This is a genomic window from Salmonella sp. FC25216 (genome assembly GCF_057751355.1).
Map to the genome: position 1 here is coordinate 122,708 of NZ_JBDGON010000007.1, position 15,089 is coordinate 137,796.

Genomic DNA, 15,089 nt, shown 5'->3' on the forward strand with positions numbered 1-15,089 from the left:
ACCATATTGGTTTTCGTCATTTATCAGGATAACTATGAAACGCGCCGTTGTTGTATTTAGTGGAGGTCAGGACTCCACCACTTGTCTGGCGCAAGCGCGACATCAGTATGATGAAGTGCATTGTGTCACGTTTGATTATGGTCAGCGCCACCGCGCAGAGATTGATGTCGCACGCTCTCTGGCGTTAAAACTTGGCGCGCGCGCGCATAAAGTGCTGGATGTCACTTTGCTGAACGAACTGGCGGTCAGCAGCCTGACGCGGGATAGCATTCCGGTGCCGGATTATGAACCGAACGCTGACGGCATCCCCAATACTTTCGTACCGGGACGCAATATTCTCTTTCTGACGCTGGCGGCGATTTACGCTTATCAGGTCAAAGCCGAGGCAGTGATCACCGGCGTTTGCGAAACCGATTTTTCCGGCTATCCAGACTGTCGCGATGAGTTCGTCAAGGCGCTGAATCACGCTGTGAATCTGGGCATGGCGAAAGATATCCGTTTCGAAACGCCCTTAATGTGGATTGATAAAGCTGAAACCTGGGCGCTGGCCGATTATTGGGGCAAACTGGATTTAGTTCGCGAAGAGACGCTGACCTGTTATAACGGCATCAAAGGCGACGGCTGTGGTCATTGTGCTGCCTGTAATCTGCGCGCCAACGGCATGAATCATTATCTGGCGAATAAAGCGACGGTAATGGCGGCAATGAAGCAGAAAACCGGGTTAAGGTGATTGTTTTGCCGGATGGCGGTGCACGCACCTTATCCGGCCTGGCGACATTCACCGTGGTCAATATCGCCCGTAGGCCTGATAAGCGCAGCGCCATCAGGCTGCGAGGCGTTATTGCACCATCTGTTCCAGCTTTTCACGCAATTCGCCTTCCAGCGGCAGCGCTTTTTGCGTTTTTAAATCAATGCAGACAAATGTGATGAGCGCATCCGCCACCACCTGCCCTTCTGGCTCCAGCGTGATCGTCTGGCTTAATACGCCACTTTTACCGTTAAGCTGTTGTACCTGACTGGTAACGGTCAGTAGATCGCTCAATACCGCCGGGCGACGGTAATTTATATTGATGTTTACCACCACGAACGCAATATTGCGGGCCGTCATCCACTGAAAGCTGTCGCTGTTTTCCAGCCCATCCCAGCGGGCTTCTTCCAGAAACTCCAGATAGCGGGCATTATTAACATGCTGATAAACATCAAGATGATAACCACGAACTTTGATTTGTGTTTGCATAGCGCAATAACCTTACGTTGTTGTTATAAGTAAACGACAAGTACAGAGGCCATAACTGGTATGACCTCTACAGTCTGGCAAATTTTTGCCACTGTGCAAGTTATTACAATGTTAAAACTGCCAGATTACGCTCTACTAGCGCGCTTCCCATTCCCGGCACCTGCTTTAAATCATCCACCGTTTTAAAAGGACCATACTCCTCTCGATAGCTTACAATGGCCTGCGCTTTTTTCAGCCCAACACCGTTCATCACCCGCGCCAGATCCTCCGCTGACGCGGTATTAATGCTCACCCTGGTACCTTCATCATCGCTGGCTTTAGCAGGTAATGCCGCTTTGGTGGAGGATGAAGAAGGCGTATCCGCTTTTGTTTCCACCGCTGCGTTTTTTGCAACAGGCGTCGCCGCCAGCGCGCTATGGGTCATGCCCGCGCAGGTTAAAGAAAGCGTAATAAGCAGTGCCTTAATTCCGTGTTTCATGCTGTTTTCTCCTTGTTTGTTAACAGTGAAGCCACGATAGCGGGACGGAGAAAAACGAACAAACGGCAATTCTCAAAAATGGAAAAGGCCGCGAAAGCGGCCTTTGTGGGATACAACGTTTTGCAATTTTTTGCGAAGCGCCTCGACGATTACTGCTGTTCCAGAGCGTCGCCGATTTTGATTTTCGCCTCTTTACGCAGATTGCTCATCAGCGCCTCAAAGACAATTTGCGCATTGTTCTGCGTGATGCCCTGCACCATCGCTTTTTTCTGCGCTTCCGGCATGGAGCCCGCTTTCACCTCGTCAAACGCCAGCAGAACAACGTTACCCTGCATATCGTTCGCCACGCCATAGACTGGCTTATCTTTCGTCGGGAGGCTTAACGCAAAGGCCGCCTGACTCACCGGATCCTGACTGGTACGGCTTAACGTTTTAGGCTCGCCAAAGCTCAGCCCCGCCGCTTTCATCGCTTCCGCGCCTTTGCCCGCTTTCAGCTCGACCAGCAGTTTTTCTGCATCCAGCTTCGCCTGTTGTTCAGCTTTATTATGCTTCACCAGGGCAGTGACCTGTTCTTTCACCTCTGCCAACGGCTTCACGGCTTCAGGTTTATGCTCGCTCACGCGCACGACAAAAGCCCGGTCACCATCCACGGTGATAATGTCTGAATTCGGCCCCGGCGTACCGTTTTCGCCCACCAGACCGCCATTAAAGATAGCATCGGCTACCGGTTTGAAGTTCAGCTCTTCCGGCAAGTTGTCATGGCTAAACCAACCGGTTTCAACCGCTTTTACGCCAGCGGCCTGTTCAGCGCTTGCTAACGACTCATTGTCATTGCTTGCCGCATCGCTCACCTTCTGCTGTAACGCATAGTAAGCATCCAGCGCTTTCTCTTGTTTCACTTTCGCGGCAATGTCGTCGCGAACCTCGCTTAACGGTTTCACTTTGGCAGGCTGAATATCATCCAGACGCGCCACCAGAAAACCGACAGACGACTTAATCACGCCAGATATCTGGCCTTTCTCTTTCAAACCGGCATTTTTCAGTTCCGGCACCGTGGCAGACTCTTCCAGCCAGCCCATATCGCCGCCATTACGCGCAGAGATGATGTCGGTAGATTTCTCTTTCGCCAGCGTGGCGAAATCTTCGCCCTTGTTCAGCGCATCCAGTACCGCTTTCGCATCATCTTCCGTTTTGGTCTGAATAATGCTGTAACGATTACGCTCCGGCTGGGTAAACTGATCCAAATGCTGATCATAATAGGCCTGAATATCCGCATCGCTGACCGGCGCCTGCATCGTCGCAGCATCCAGCTTGATGTAGCTTACACGGAACTGTTCCGGCGTCATAAAGCGGGCTTTATTCTGATCGTAGTAGCTGGACACTTCCTGATCGGTCACCTGCTGCTTCGCCGCCAGCGCGTTGACATCAATAGCGGCTTCACGCACCACGCGCTGTTGAGAGACTAATGCCGCCAGCTCGTCGGTTTCCCCTTTCAGCATAAAATCAGTACCGGCCACGCCGTTGATCAGTTGCTGAGTGGTAAGCTGGTTACGCAGCGCCTGAGCATACTGATCGGCCGTCATTCCCATCTGATTCACAATCGCGTTATAGCGGTTGTTGTCAAACCGACCGTCCACCTGAAAAGCGGGAGTGGCGAAAATCGCCTGCTTTACCTGCTCATCGCTGATGCCCAGTTTCAGTTCACGGGAATATTGATCCAACAGCGCTTCATCTATCAGACGATTCAGCACCTGCTGGCGCAGACTTTTCATATAACCTTCGTTGGCCGCCAGTTCAGAATACCGGTCGCCCAACTGCTGCTGCATACGGTTACGTTCGTTGTTAAACGCATTCTCAAACTGTGCCCGGCTGATTTCCTGGCCATTCACTTTTGCGGCGTAGTTATTGCTTCCGCCAATCAGGTAACCACTAACGCCGGTCAAAATGAACGACACGATAATGATAACGAAAATAATCTTGAGCACGAGACTGTTTGCAGCCGTGCGTAAGCTGTCCATCATGGTGTAACCACACTCCGCTGTAGGTGACTTTACACTTTATCTTTCAGGCGGCTTCTCTGCAGACTACCGAGTGATTCGCTCAGTTGCCGCGTCGACGCAACTTGAATGATTTGCGTATATATATTTCACGCGCATCGCATTTTCTGAACGCAGCGCGCAAAAGCCTATTGTGACAAGAAACGAGGGCAATTGTCAGCCCGCAACGCGCAGAAAGTCCCGAATAACCAATAAAAAAGGCACATCAGTTGATGCGCCCTTGTACTTTGTCACATCCCCCGAGGGGATCACGCTTAGTTTACCGCGTCTTTCAGCGCTTTACCTGCACGGAAACTCGGCACTTTTGCAGCGGCGATGGTGATCTCTTTACCTGTTTGCGGGTTGCGACCAGTACGGGCAGCACGCTCTTTAACAGCAAAAGTACCAAAACCTACCAGTGCAACGTCATCCCCTTCTTTCAGAGATTCGGTAACAGAAGCAATAATCGCATCTAACGCACGTCCAGCCGCAGCCTTAGAGATATCAGCCCCTGCAGCAATTTTTTCGATCAGTTGAGATTTATTCACTCTTCTCTTCCTCTTTATAATTTATATCGCACTTGAATCCTTCGAAGTACGACCGCGCAGCAGTTATATCAGGCCTGCCACGCCCTTACAACACCCGTTAATGGTGGCAGACCCAATCAACCATCTAAATTAGCTATACAAAAAAAGGCTGGCAAGTCCGAAATAGCCTGCCAGCCCTGTTTTTATTAGCGCTATTTGCGCGAGGTCACTATTTTGCGGTTACAACCTGCATTCCAGACGGTTCGTTTTGCAGAGCAAGCGTCAGAACTTCCTCAATACGCTTCACCGGATGAATATCCAGATCGGCAATTACGTTGTCCGGAATTTCCTCCAGATCACGTTTATTTTCGAATGGAATTAAGACCGTTTTAATCCCGCCGCGATGCGCCGCCAACAGTTTTTCTTTCAGGCCGCCGATCGGCAATACCTGACCACGCAGCGTGATCTCACCGGTCATTGCCACATCTGCGCGCACCGGATTACCGGTCAGGCAGGAAACCAGCGCGGTACACATAGCGATACCGGCGCTTGGACCGTCTTTCGGCGTTGCGCCTTCCGGCACGTGAACGTGGATGTCGCGTTTTTCGTAAAAGTCCGGATTAATACCCAGTTTTTCTGCGCGCGCGCGCACCACGGTCAGCGCCGCCTGAATGGATTCCTGCATCACTTCACCGAGCGAGCCGGTATAAGTCAACTTGCCCTTGCCCGGTACGCAGGCGGTTTCGATGGTCAGCAAATCGCCGCCCACTTCCGTCCACGCCAGCCCCGTCACCTGACCTACGCGATTTTCGCTATCCGCCCGGCCATAATCAAAGCGCTGCACACCGAGGTAGTCGTGCAGGTTATCGCCATTGATCACAATGTTTTTTAATGACTTATCCAACAGCAGTTGCTTAACGGCCTTGCGGCACAGTTTGGAGATTTCGCGCTCCAGACTACGTACGCCCGCTTCACGCGTGTAATAGCGGATAATGCCAATAATCGCGCTATCGTCGACCGTCAGTTCGCCTTTCTTCAGCGCGTTACGCTCGATCTGCTTCGGCAGCAGGTGGCGTTTAGCAATATTCAGCTTCTCGTCTTCGGTATAACCGGACAGGCGGATCACTTCCATACGATCCAGCAACGGCGCCGGAATGTTCATGGAGTTGGAGGTGGCGACGAACATCACATCGCTGAGATCGTAATCCACTTCCAGGTAATGATCGCTGAAAGCCACGTTCTGCTCCGGGTCCAGTACTTCAAGCAGCGCTGACGCCGGATCGCCACGCATATCCGAGGACATTTTGTCGATCTCATCGAGCAGGAATAGCGGGTTTTTAACCCCCACTTTGGCCATTTTTTGGATCAGTTTACCCGGCATAGAGCCAATGTAAGTCCGGCGGTGACCGCGGATTTCCGCTTCATCACGCACGCCGCCCAGCGCCATACGGATATATTTACGCCCTGTCGCTTTGGCGATGGACTGACCCAACGAGGTTTTACCTACCCCTGGCGGCCCCACCAGGCACAGGATCGGCCCCTTGATTTTATTTACACGGCTTTGTACCGCGAGATACTCAAGGATACGGTCTTTAACGCGCTCCAGACCATAATGGTCGGTATCAAGGATTTCCTGCGCCTGACGCAGGTCTTTTTTGACCTTGCTACGCGCATTCCACGGCACCTGCACCATCCAGTCGATGTAGCCGCGCACCACGGTCGCTTCCGCCGACATCGGAGACATCATTTTCAGCTTCTGCAGTTCCGCTTCTGCTTTCTCTTTCGCCTCTTTCGGCATTTTCGCCGCGTCGATCTTACGCTTCAGCGCTTCGTTTTCGTCCGGCGCGTCATCCATCTCGCCGAGTTCTTTCTGAATCGCTTTCATTTGCTCGTTCAGATAGTACTCGCGCTGGGATTTCTCCATCTGCTTTTTCACGCGGTTGCGAATGCGTTTCTCAACTTGCAGCAGATCGATTTCAGATTCCATCATCGCCATCAGATATTCCAGACGTTCGTTAACGTCGGACATCTCCAGTACGGACTGTTTATCCGCCAGCTTCAGCGGCATATGCGCGGCGATGGTGTCAGCCAGACGTGCAGGGTCGTCAATGCTATTGAGCGACGTCAGCACTTCCGGCGGGATTTTTTTGTTCAGCTTGATGTAGCCTTCGAACTGGCTGATAGCGGTACGCACCAGCACTTCTTGTTCACGCTCATCAATGGCTGGAGAATCAAGGTACTCCGCCTTCGCGGAGAAATGTTCGCCATTGTCAGACAGCGCGGAAATGCGCGCGCGCTGTAACCCCTCGACCAGCACTTTTACGGTGCCGTCAGGCAGTTTCAGCATCTGCAAAATAGAGGCCACGGTCCCGACGGTGAAAAGATCGTTTACACCCGGCTCATCCGTTGATGCTTCCTTCTGGGCGACCAGCATGATTTTTTTATCATGGTCCATAGCCGCTTCCAGACAACGGATAGATTTTTCCCGCCCTACAAATAAGGGTATGACCATGTGCGGATAAACCACCACATCGCGCAATGGCAATACGGGGATTTCAATGCGTTCAGAACGCTCAGGATTCATAGAGCTCTCTCTTAGTTTAGTGTCCGCCAGGTAATCAGATAGTATAGCTGTGCTCCATACCACCTTTAACATGTACGTCAGTATATGGGGATGTTTCCCACACATTCAACGGCGTGTTTACAGGAAAAACGAAAGGGGAGATAAAATCCCCCCTTTTTTGGCTAACTGATTGTATGAATGTTTAATTATTCGCCAGAAGCCTGCGCTTCCGGTTTGCCGTAAATCAGCAACGGCTTACTCTGACCGTCAATAACAGACTCGTCGATCACCACTTTTTCGACGTCTTCCATAGATGGCAGATCGTACATGGTATCCAGCAGCGCCGCTTCGACGATAGAACGCAGACCTCGGGCGCCGGTTTTACGCGCCATCGCTTTCCTGGCGATAGCGTCCAACGCTTCGTCACGGAATTCCAGATCGACGCCTTCCAGGTTAAACAACGCCTGATACTGCTTGGTCAGCGCATTTTTCGGCTCCTTCAGGATTTGAATCAGCGCTTCTTCGCTCAGTTCGTTCAGCGTCGCCACCACCGGTAGACGACCGATAAACTCAGGAATCAGACCAAATTTGATCAAATCTTCCGGTTCAACCTGCGACAACAGCTCGCCTTCGCTGGCTTTGTCGGACTTCGCTTTCACCGTCGCGCCAAAACCAATGCCGGAGCCGGTTTCAACACGGTTAGCGATCACTTTATCCAGACCGGCAAACGCGCCGCCGCAGATAAACAGAATCTTAGAGGTATCTACCTGTAAGAACTCCTGCTGCGGATGTTTGCGACCGCCCTGCGGTGGAACCGCGGCGACGGTGCCTTCGATCAGTTTCAGCAACGCCTGCTGTACGCCTTCGCCGGAAACATCGCGGGTAATGGACGGATTGTCTGACTTACGCGAAATCTTGTCGATTTCATCAATGTAGACAATCCCGCGCTGCGCTTTTTGCACGTCGTAGTCGCATTTCTGCAACAGTTTCTGAATGATATTCTCGACGTCTTCACCCACGTAACCCGCTTCGGTCAGCGTGGTAGCATCCGCCATAGTGAACGGCACATCCAGCAAACGCGCTAGCGTTTCCGCCAGCAGCGTTTTACCGGAACCGGTCGGTCCAATCAGCAGAATGTTGCTTTTGCCTAACTCGACGCCATTGCTGGTATCGCCATTACGCAGACGCTTGTAGTGGTTATAGACCGCCACCGCCAGCACTTTTTTCGCCTGCTCCTGACCGATAACGTAATCGTCCAGGTGGGTGCGAATTTCATGCGGCGTCGGCAGCGCACTGCGTTCACGGTGCGGAGCAACTTCTTTAATTTCTTCGCGAATAATGTCGTTACATAAATCGACGCATTCGTCGCAGATATACACGGATGGACCGGCAATCAGCTTGCGCACTTCATGCTGGCTTTTGCCGCAAAAAGAGCAGTACAACAATTTGCCCGAGCCATCTTTGCGTTTATCTGTCATGAGTCAAAACCTCTTCTTTGTTCTTTGTGCCGCACACGACGACGCAAATGCCATTCTCAGGCGCAAGCCGCTAATCAGCGTTGTGCCGCCTTTACCTATTATAGCGGCACACTTGCGTCCAGGGCATCAATTACGATGGGTCAAAATTGAGTCAACCAAACCGTACTCTACCGCTTCAGGCGCGGAGAGGAAGCGATCGCGCTCAGTATCACGCTCAATCTGCTCAAGAGATTGACCCGTATGGTGCGCCATAAGTTCATTCATGCGCCCTTTTACTTTCAGAATTTCACGGGCGTGAATTTCAATATCCGTCGCCTGGCCCTGGTAACCGCCCAGCGGCTGGTGGATCATGACGCGAGAGTTCGGCAAGCAGAAACGTTTGCCTTTCGCCCCGGCAGTCAGCAGAAACGCCCCCATAGAGGCCGCCTGTCCCATACAAATGGTGCTGACGTCTGGCTTAATAAACTGCATGGTGTCATAGATAGACATCCCCGCAGTAATTACGCCGCCAGGAGAATTAATGTACAGATAGATATCTTTTTCCGGGTTTTCCGCTTCCAGAAACAGCATCTGCGCCACAATCAGATTAGCCATATGGTCTTCGACCTGGCCGGTCAGAAATATGACGCGTTCCTTTAGTAGACGAGAATAGATATCAAAAGAGCGCTCACCGCGTGAGGTCTGTTCAATGACCATCGGCACCAGCGCCATATGAGGGGCAAAATTATCTCGTTCTCCGCTGTATGACATTTCCGTCTCCTGGATAAAAATTGAAAAAACCTGCTGTACTGATTGTAACCTGATGGACGGATTATCAGCCAGTCCCTCTGTAATGGGTACGGCATCGCCATAATTCAAGCATAACAATCTTTTGCTCTAACGCTAACACTGAAACGCGGTTTTCGCACCCTTACCATGCAAAATGCGTGACAAAAAAAACCCGTCACTGGAAGGTGACGGGTTTTTGTGCGAATTTCGTACTTTTAACGCGGCGAATTACGCCTGCTGATTCATCAGCTCATTGAAGGAAGTGGCTTTTTCAGTCACTTTCGCTTTCGCCAGAACCGCTTCAACAGCCTGTTCTTCCAGAGCGACGTTACGCATATTGTCCATCAGCTCTTTATTTTTGCTGTAGAACTCGATCACTTCTTTCGGATCTTCGTAAGCAGACGCCATCTCTTCGATCAGGCCTTTAACGCGTTCTTCGTCCGCTTTCAGCTCGTTGGTACGAATGACTTCGCCCAGCAGCAGACCAACAACAACGCGACGCTTAGCCTGTTCTTCGAACAGTTCGCGCGGCAGCTCCAGAGCCTGTTTCTCGTTGCCACCGAAACGTTGAGCAGCCTGACGGCGCAGGACGTCGATTTCGCTGTCGATCAGCGCAGCCGGAACGTCGATGTCATTCGCTTTTACCAGACCGTCAATCGCCTGAGACTTAACGCGGTTACGCACGGCGCCTTTCAGCTCGCGCTCCATGTTTTTACGCACTTCAGCACGCAGACCCGCAACGGAACCATCTTCAACGCCGAAACGTTTGATGAATTCTTCGGTCAGCTCCGGCAGTTTGCGCTCTTCAACTTTTTTCAGGTTGATGACAAATTTAGCGGCTTTACCTTTCAGGTTTTCAGCGTGGTACTCTTCCGGGAAAGTTACGTCGATGGTGAACTCTTCGCCGGCTTTGTGGCCTTTGACGCCGTCTTCAAAGCCCGGAATCATACGGCCCTGGCCCATCGCCAGAACGAAATCGTTCGCTTTACCGCCTTCGAACTCTTCGCCGTCTACAGAGCCGGTGAAGTCGATGGTCACGCGGTCTTCCGCATCAGCAGCGCCGTCTTTTTCTTTCCAGGTCGCCTGCTGCTTACGCAGGGTGTCCAGCATTACATCAACGTCAGCATCGGTGACTTCAACAACCGGTTTTTCAACTTCAATGGACTCCAGACCGGTCAGCTCAACCTCCGGATAGACTTCAAACTCGACGGAGTAAGTAAAGTCTTCACCCACTTTGTATTCGCCCGGAACATAGTTCGGCGCGCCTGCCGGGTTAATTTTTTCTTTGATGATCGCGTCAACGAAGTTGCGGCTCATCAGATCGCCCAGCACGTCCTGGCGAACAGAAGCGCCATAACGCTGAGCGACGATATTCATCGGTACTTTGCCTTTACGGAAGCCGTCAATACGTACTTTTTTCGCTACGTTGACCAGCTCGCTTTTTACAGCGGTCTCGATGCTGTCAGCAGCGATTGTAATCGTTACACGGCGGCCAAGGCCCTGAGTGGTTTCAACTGAAACTTGCATCTTGTTACCTCAAAAAATCACAGTGCTCGGTCAACTCTACTCCGCAAGCACGTGCTATTTGCTTCGCGGAACCGGGATGTTCTCATAATCAATCACATTCCCTGTTGTCAGAATCATCCCGAAGACGTTCATATATAAGACGGCGCATTATAGCGGCATCACTTTTGTGAGTCGAGAACGGTGATTGCGCGATGCTGCGGCGGTTTTCACAATTCCCGGCTAATTTTTGTCTGAATACTGTACGACACGCTCAAAATTCAGACAAAACAAAACGGCCCGCAGGCCGTTTTCACATAATTCTGTAGCAACATACTGGAAAAGCGGAGGTAGTTGCAAATCCGTTTTGCTACGCGATGCTTCCCGCGCCGCGACAAGGAGGCGACGCGAAGATAGTATCCTGCAATCCTTCCCACTCTTTAAGGGTATAAGTATGCAGTGCCAGCGCATGTACGGTTGTGGAGAGTTCCGCCGTTAACGTACCGTAAATCATCCGATGACGATTAAGAAAACGCTCGCCTGTAAAACGATCGCTCACCAGCACGACCTTAAAATGACTTTCCGATCCTGCTGGAACATTGTGACGATAGCTTTCATCCACAACTTCGAGAAACACGGGGTCGAACGCTGTCCTTAATTTTTCTTCTATTTGCTCACGTATCATCATGAAAATCTCCTCCGACAACGCTGTGATGTCACCCATCCCTTTAAATACTAGCCGCTTTTACCGTTTCCATTACAGCATGACAACAAAAATTTAGCTTTCGTCTGATTATTTCAACCAAACGTATGAAGTTTACTGACTTAATCATTCGCTTAGCGGTCAAAATCTCCGCTCGCGCCGTTATCAATAACAAATCGGACATTACGACGAATTTACCTGCGTTGACCACTTCCCCTCGCCGTTAGCGGTGTTATGATGGCGGGAATTTTTACCTATCACGTTTTAAGCGTCATTGAGAGCCTGAATATGTTAAAAAAACTTCTCTTTCCGTTAGTCGCTCTGTTTATGCTGGCAGGATGCGCCACGCCGCCGACGACCATCGACGTCGCGCCGAAGATCACCTTACCACAGCAGGACCCGAGCCTGATGGGCGTTACCGTTAGCATTAACGGCGCGGACCAACGCCAGGATCAGGCGTTAGCGAAGGTCACGCGTAACAACCAACTGGTAACGTTAACTGCCTCCCGCGATTTACGCTTCCTGTTACAAGAAGTACTGGAAAAACAGATGACGGCGCGGGGCTATATGATCGGGCCTAACGGCGCGGTTAATCTGCAGATTATTGTTAACCAACTGTATGCTGATGTTTCTCAGGGCAGCGTGCGCTACAACATCGCAACCAAAGCGGATATCGCAATTATTGCGACTGCGGCAAATGGCAACAAGATGACCAAAAACTATCGCGCCAGTTACTCTATTGAAGGGGCGTTCCAGGCCTCTAACCAGAATATTGCCGACGCGGTGAACAGCGTTCTGACTGATACCATTGCTGATATGTCTCAGGACACCAGCATTCACGATTTTATCAAGCAAAACGCCCGTTAATAGCAACAGCAAGGCCTGGCGGAAGCCGGGCCTGTAGATGCCTATGTCAAGTCAATATTTACGCATTTTCCAGCAACCGCGCTCAGCCATTCTGCTGATATTAGGTTTTGCCTCCGGTCTCCCGCTGGCGCTCACCTCCGGTACGCTACAGGCGTGGATGACCGTCGAGAATATCGATCTTAAAACGATTGGCTTCTTCTCGCTGGTCGGTCAGGCCTATGTGTTTAAGTTTCTCTGGTCCCCACTAATGGACCGCTACACGCCGCCTTTTTTAGGCCGTCGTCGCGGTTGGCTACTCGCCACACAACTGTTATTACTGGCGGCAATTGCGGCGATGGGCTTTCTTGAACCCGGCACGCAGCTACGCTGGATGGCGGCGCTGGCGGTGGTGATTGCTTTTTGCTCCGCCTCGCAGGATATCGTGTTCGACGCCTGGAAAACCGATGTTTTACCCGCAGAAGAACGCGGCGCCGGCGCGGCAATCAGCGTGCTTGGCTACCGGTTGGGGATGCTGGTTTCCGGCGGCCTGGCGCTGTGGCTGGCCGATCGCTGGCTCGGCTGGCAGGGCATGTACTGGCTGATGGCGGCATTGCTGATCCCCTGCATTATCGCCACCTTACTGGCGCCGGAACCGACCGATACCATCCCGGCCCCGAAATCGCTGGAACAGGCGGTCGTCGCGCCGCTACGCGATTTCTTTGGCCGCAATAACGCCTGGCTGATTTTACTGCTCATTGTGCTTTATAAATTGGGCGACGCCTTCGCCATGAGCCTGACCACCACCTTTTTGATTCGCGGCGTCGGGTTTGACGCAGGCGAAGTCGGCGTGGTCAATAAAACGCTGGGCCTGCTGGCGACGATCGTCGGCGCGTTATACGGCGGCATGTTAATGCAGCGTCTTTCGCTGTTCCGCGCGCTGCTGATTTTCGGCATTTTACAAGGCGCGTCCAACGCCGGTTACTGGTTACTCTCCATTACCGATAAAAACATGTTCAGCATGGGCGCGGCGGTCTTTTTCGAAAATCTGTGCGGGGGGATGGGTACTGCCGCCTTTGTCGCCTTATTAATGACGCTATGTAATAAGTCGTTTTCCGCAACGCAGTTTGCCCTACTGTCAGCCCTCTCCGCGGTAGGCCGCGTTTACGTTGGTCCTGTGGCGGGCTGGTTCGTTGAAACGCACGGTTGGCCGACATTCTACCTCTTCTCGGTTGTCGCCGCCGTTCCCGGACTCGTGCTGTTGTTGGTCTGTCGGCAAACGCTGGAATATAGCTGGCAGAGCGAGCGTTTCATTCCCCGTACGGAATACCGTAGCGCCTACAACCTCGCGCTTTCAATCCTGCTTGCAGGCGTCGCTTTACTGGCAGTCTGGATACTCCTGCTGACCATGAATGCGGTGGATTACACTAACTTCTCATTCCTGCCCGGATTGCTTGAGACTGCGGTAGCGGTTGCCGTAGGCGGCATTGTCTTTGGCGGGTTGCTGGACTACCTGGCGCTACGAAAAACACGCCTGATCTAAAACATTATTAGCCGTTGTAATAACGACCCGGAATTATAACGGCTAAATAAACATCAATTGATAAAAATATATTTGTCTTTTTGTGCGCAACAGAATTTTGGAAATTATTGGTAATTTCTATGCTATCTATTTTCTTTACACGATTCAGCCCGTTGTATTTAAATTTCCACCGTTGATTGTCTTTTTATTGATAATAAGTTGTTAAGTAATTGTTTTATTTTTGCATTGGTTATACCAATTACCCCTCAACCCCCCTCTTACAGACCTCATCCGTTATAACGCAAAGTTTCAACAGTGTCTTAAAGTTATTTCGACACACTTGGCAACATATGTGACACGCACGGCAGAACTTGGTAACACAGAACCAATCATGTTTACAGTAATGTAACCTTACCGTAAAATGCCCCTACACTTTAAACGCCACCAGGTCCCGTGGAATTGAGGTCGTTAAATGAGACTCAGGAAATACAATAAAAGTTTGGGATGGTTGTCATTAATTGCAGGCACTGCATTACTCAGTGGCTGTAATTCTGCGCTGCTGGATCCCAAAGGACAGATTGGACTGGAGCAACGTTCGCTGATACTGACGGCATTTGGCCTGATGTTGATCGTCGTTATTCCCGCCATCTTGATGGCTGTTGGTTTCGCCTGGAAGTATCGTGCGAGTAATAAAGATGCGAAGTATAGCCCGAACTGGTCACACTCCAATAAAGTGGAAGCTGTGGTCTGGACGGTGCCTATCTTAATCATCATTTTCCTTGCCGTACTGACCTGGAAAACCACGCACGCGCTTGAACCAAGCAAGCCGCTGGTGCATGACGAAAAACCGATCACCATCGAAGTGGTTTCCATGGACTGGAAATGGTTCTTCATCTATCCGGAGCAGGGTATCGCCACCGTCAACGAGATCGCCTTCCCGGCGAACACGCCGGTTTATTTCAAAGTGACCTCCAACTCCGTGATGAATTCCTTCTTTATCCCGCGTCTGGGTAGCCAGATTTATGCCATGGCCGGTATGCAAACGCGTTTGCATCTGATCGCCAACGAACCCGGAAGCTACGATGGCATTTCCGCCAGCTATAGCGGCCCGGGCTTCTCTGGTATGAAGTTTAAAGCTATCGCCACCAGAGACCGCGCAGAGTTCGACCAATGGGTCGCAAAAGCGAAGCAGTCTCCGAACACCATGAATGATATGGCGGCGTTCGAGAAAGTGGCTATGCCAAGCGAGTACAACAAGGTGGAATATTTCTCCAGCGTGAAACCGGATTTGTTCAAGGATGTTATTAACAAATTCATGGACCACGGTAAGAGTATGGACATGACCCAACCTGAAGGTGAGCACAGCTCGCATGAAGGGATGGAAGGCATGGACATGAGCCACGCGGAATCCGCCAACTCCAAGGGTTGAGG

The 15,089-nt window shown here is 51.3% G+C and carries 13 protein-coding genes; 4 read left to right on the top strand and 9 right to left on the bottom strand.

Features of this window, described 5'->3' with window-relative positions; genetic code table 11:
• Positions 1-34: 34 nt before the first annotated feature.
• Entirely contained in the window at positions 35-730 is a 696-nt protein-coding gene (gene queC / locus AC3G3F_RS15350; RefSeq protein ID WP_488395277.1) for a 7-cyano-7-deazaguanine synthase QueC, read from the top strand.
• A gap of 108 nt (positions 731-838) precedes the next feature.
• On the opposite strand, the gene fadM is transcribed toward queC, so the two are convergent.
• The 9 genes from fadM to bolA all read right to left on the bottom strand — a co-directional run bounded on the left by fadM (position 839) and on the right by bolA (position 11,278).
• Positions 839-1,237, bottom strand: a complete 399-nt coding sequence (gene fadM / locus AC3G3F_RS15355; protein WP_001194543.1) for a long-chain acyl-CoA thioesterase FadM — start codon at positions 1,235-1,237, stop codon at positions 839-841.
• Positions 1,238-1,340: 103 nt separating this feature from the next.
• On the bottom strand, positions 1,341-1,715 hold the full coding sequence (locus AC3G3F_RS15360; RefSeq protein WP_023246687.1) for a helix-hairpin-helix domain-containing protein: 375 nt from the start codon (positions 1,713-1,715) through the stop codon (positions 1,341-1,343).
• 149 nt (positions 1,716-1,864) lie between these two features.
• Positions 1,865-3,736, bottom strand: a complete 1,872-nt coding sequence (gene ppiD / locus AC3G3F_RS15365; RefSeq protein WP_053529239.1) for a peptidylprolyl isomerase — start codon at positions 3,734-3,736, stop codon at positions 1,865-1,867.
• A 290-nt stretch (positions 3,737-4,026) separates the two neighbouring features.
• Positions 4,027-4,317: a nucleoid-associated protein HU-beta gene (hupB, locus tag AC3G3F_RS15370; RefSeq protein ID WP_254888479.1), complete on the bottom strand. Its 291-nt coding sequence runs from the start codon at positions 4,315-4,317 to the stop codon at positions 4,027-4,029.
• A gap of 190 nt (positions 4,318-4,507) precedes the next feature.
• Positions 4,508-6,862, bottom strand: coding sequence for an endopeptidase La (lon, locus tag AC3G3F_RS15375; protein ID WP_001067727.1), 2,355 nt, complete (start codon positions 6,860-6,862; stop codon positions 4,508-4,510).
• Between the two features lie 185 nt (positions 6,863-7,047).
• Positions 7,048-8,319: an ATP-dependent protease ATP-binding subunit ClpX gene (clpX, locus tag AC3G3F_RS15380; protein ID WP_023178539.1), complete on the bottom strand. Its 1,272-nt coding sequence runs from the start codon at positions 8,317-8,319 to the stop codon at positions 7,048-7,050.
• 126 nt (positions 8,320-8,445) lie between these two features.
• The gene (gene clpP, locus AC3G3F_RS15385) at positions 8,446-9,069 is read right to left on the bottom strand and encodes an ATP-dependent Clp endopeptidase proteolytic subunit ClpP (RefSeq protein ID WP_000122251.1); all 624 of its coding nucleotides are present in this window, start codon (positions 9,067-9,069) and stop codon (positions 8,446-8,448) included.
• Positions 9,070-9,315: 246 nt separating this feature from the next.
• Positions 9,316-10,614, bottom strand: coding sequence for a trigger factor (gene tig / locus AC3G3F_RS15390; protein ID WP_488395278.1), 1,299 nt, complete (start codon positions 10,612-10,614; stop codon positions 9,316-9,318).
• Between the two features lie 346 nt (positions 10,615-10,960).
• Positions 10,961-11,278, bottom strand: a complete 318-nt coding sequence (bolA, locus tag AC3G3F_RS15395; RefSeq protein WP_000973433.1) for a transcriptional regulator BolA — start codon at positions 11,276-11,278, stop codon at positions 10,961-10,963.
• A gap of 303 nt (positions 11,279-11,581) precedes the next feature.
• On the opposite strand from bolA, the gene AC3G3F_RS15400 reads away from it, so the two are divergent.
• The 3 genes from AC3G3F_RS15400 (at position 11,582) to cyoA (ending at position 15,087) form a co-directional block, all read left to right on the top strand.
• Positions 11,582-12,160: a lipoprotein gene (locus tag AC3G3F_RS15400; RefSeq protein WP_023182804.1), complete on the top strand. Its 579-nt coding sequence runs from the start codon at positions 11,582-11,584 to the stop codon at positions 12,158-12,160.
• A gap of 43 nt (positions 12,161-12,203) precedes the next feature.
• Entirely contained in the window at positions 12,204-13,679 is a 1,476-nt protein-coding gene (gene ampG / locus AC3G3F_RS15405) for a muropeptide MFS transporter AmpG (protein WP_053508554.1), read from the top strand.
• Positions 13,680-14,130: 451 nt separating this feature from the next.
• The gene (cyoA, locus tag AC3G3F_RS15410) at positions 14,131-15,087 is read left to right on the top strand and encodes a cytochrome o ubiquinol oxidase subunit II (RefSeq protein WP_023246683.1); all 957 of its coding nucleotides are present in this window, start codon (positions 14,131-14,133) and stop codon (positions 15,085-15,087) included.
• Positions 15,088-15,089 lie beyond the last annotated feature (2 nt).

Bases quoted from the DNA above. Each gene is read 5' to 3' on its own strand.
- queC (WP_488395277.1), top strand. From the start codon at position 35: ATGAAACGCGCCGTTGTTGTATTTAGTGGAGGTCAGGACTCCACCACT.
- fadM (WP_001194543.1), bottom strand. From the start codon at position 1,237: ATGCAAACACAAATCAAAGTTCGTGGTTATCATCTTGATGTTTATCAG.
- AC3G3F_RS15360 (WP_023246687.1), bottom strand. From the start codon at position 1,715: ATGAAACACGGAATTAAGGCACTGCTTATTACGCTTTCTTTAACCTGC.
- ppiD (WP_053529239.1), bottom strand. From the start codon at position 3,736: ATGATGGACAGCTTACGCACGGCTGCAAACAGTCTCGTGCTCAAGATT.
- lon (WP_001067727.1), bottom strand. From the start codon at position 6,862: ATGAATCCTGAGCGTTCTGAACGCATTGAAATCCCCGTATTGCCATTG.
- clpX (WP_023178539.1), bottom strand. From the start codon at position 8,319: ATGACAGATAAACGCAAAGATGGCTCGGGCAAATTGTTGTACTGCTCT.
- clpP (WP_000122251.1), bottom strand. From the start codon at position 9,069: ATGTCATACAGCGGAGAACGAGATAATTTTGCCCCTCATATGGCGCTG.
- tig (WP_488395278.1), bottom strand. From the start codon at position 10,614: ATGCAAGTTTCAGTTGAAACCACTCAGGGCCTTGGCCGCCGTGTAACG.
- bolA (WP_000973433.1), bottom strand. From the start codon at position 11,278: ATGATGATACGTGAGCAAATAGAAGAAAAATTAAGGACAGCGTTCGAC.
- AC3G3F_RS15400 (WP_023182804.1), top strand. From the start codon at position 11,582: ATGTTAAAAAAACTTCTCTTTCCGTTAGTCGCTCTGTTTATGCTGGCA.
- ampG (WP_053508554.1), top strand. From the start codon at position 12,204: ATGTCAAGTCAATATTTACGCATTTTCCAGCAACCGCGCTCAGCCATT.
- cyoA (WP_023246683.1), top strand. From the start codon at position 14,131: ATGAGACTCAGGAAATACAATAAAAGTTTGGGATGGTTGTCATTAATT.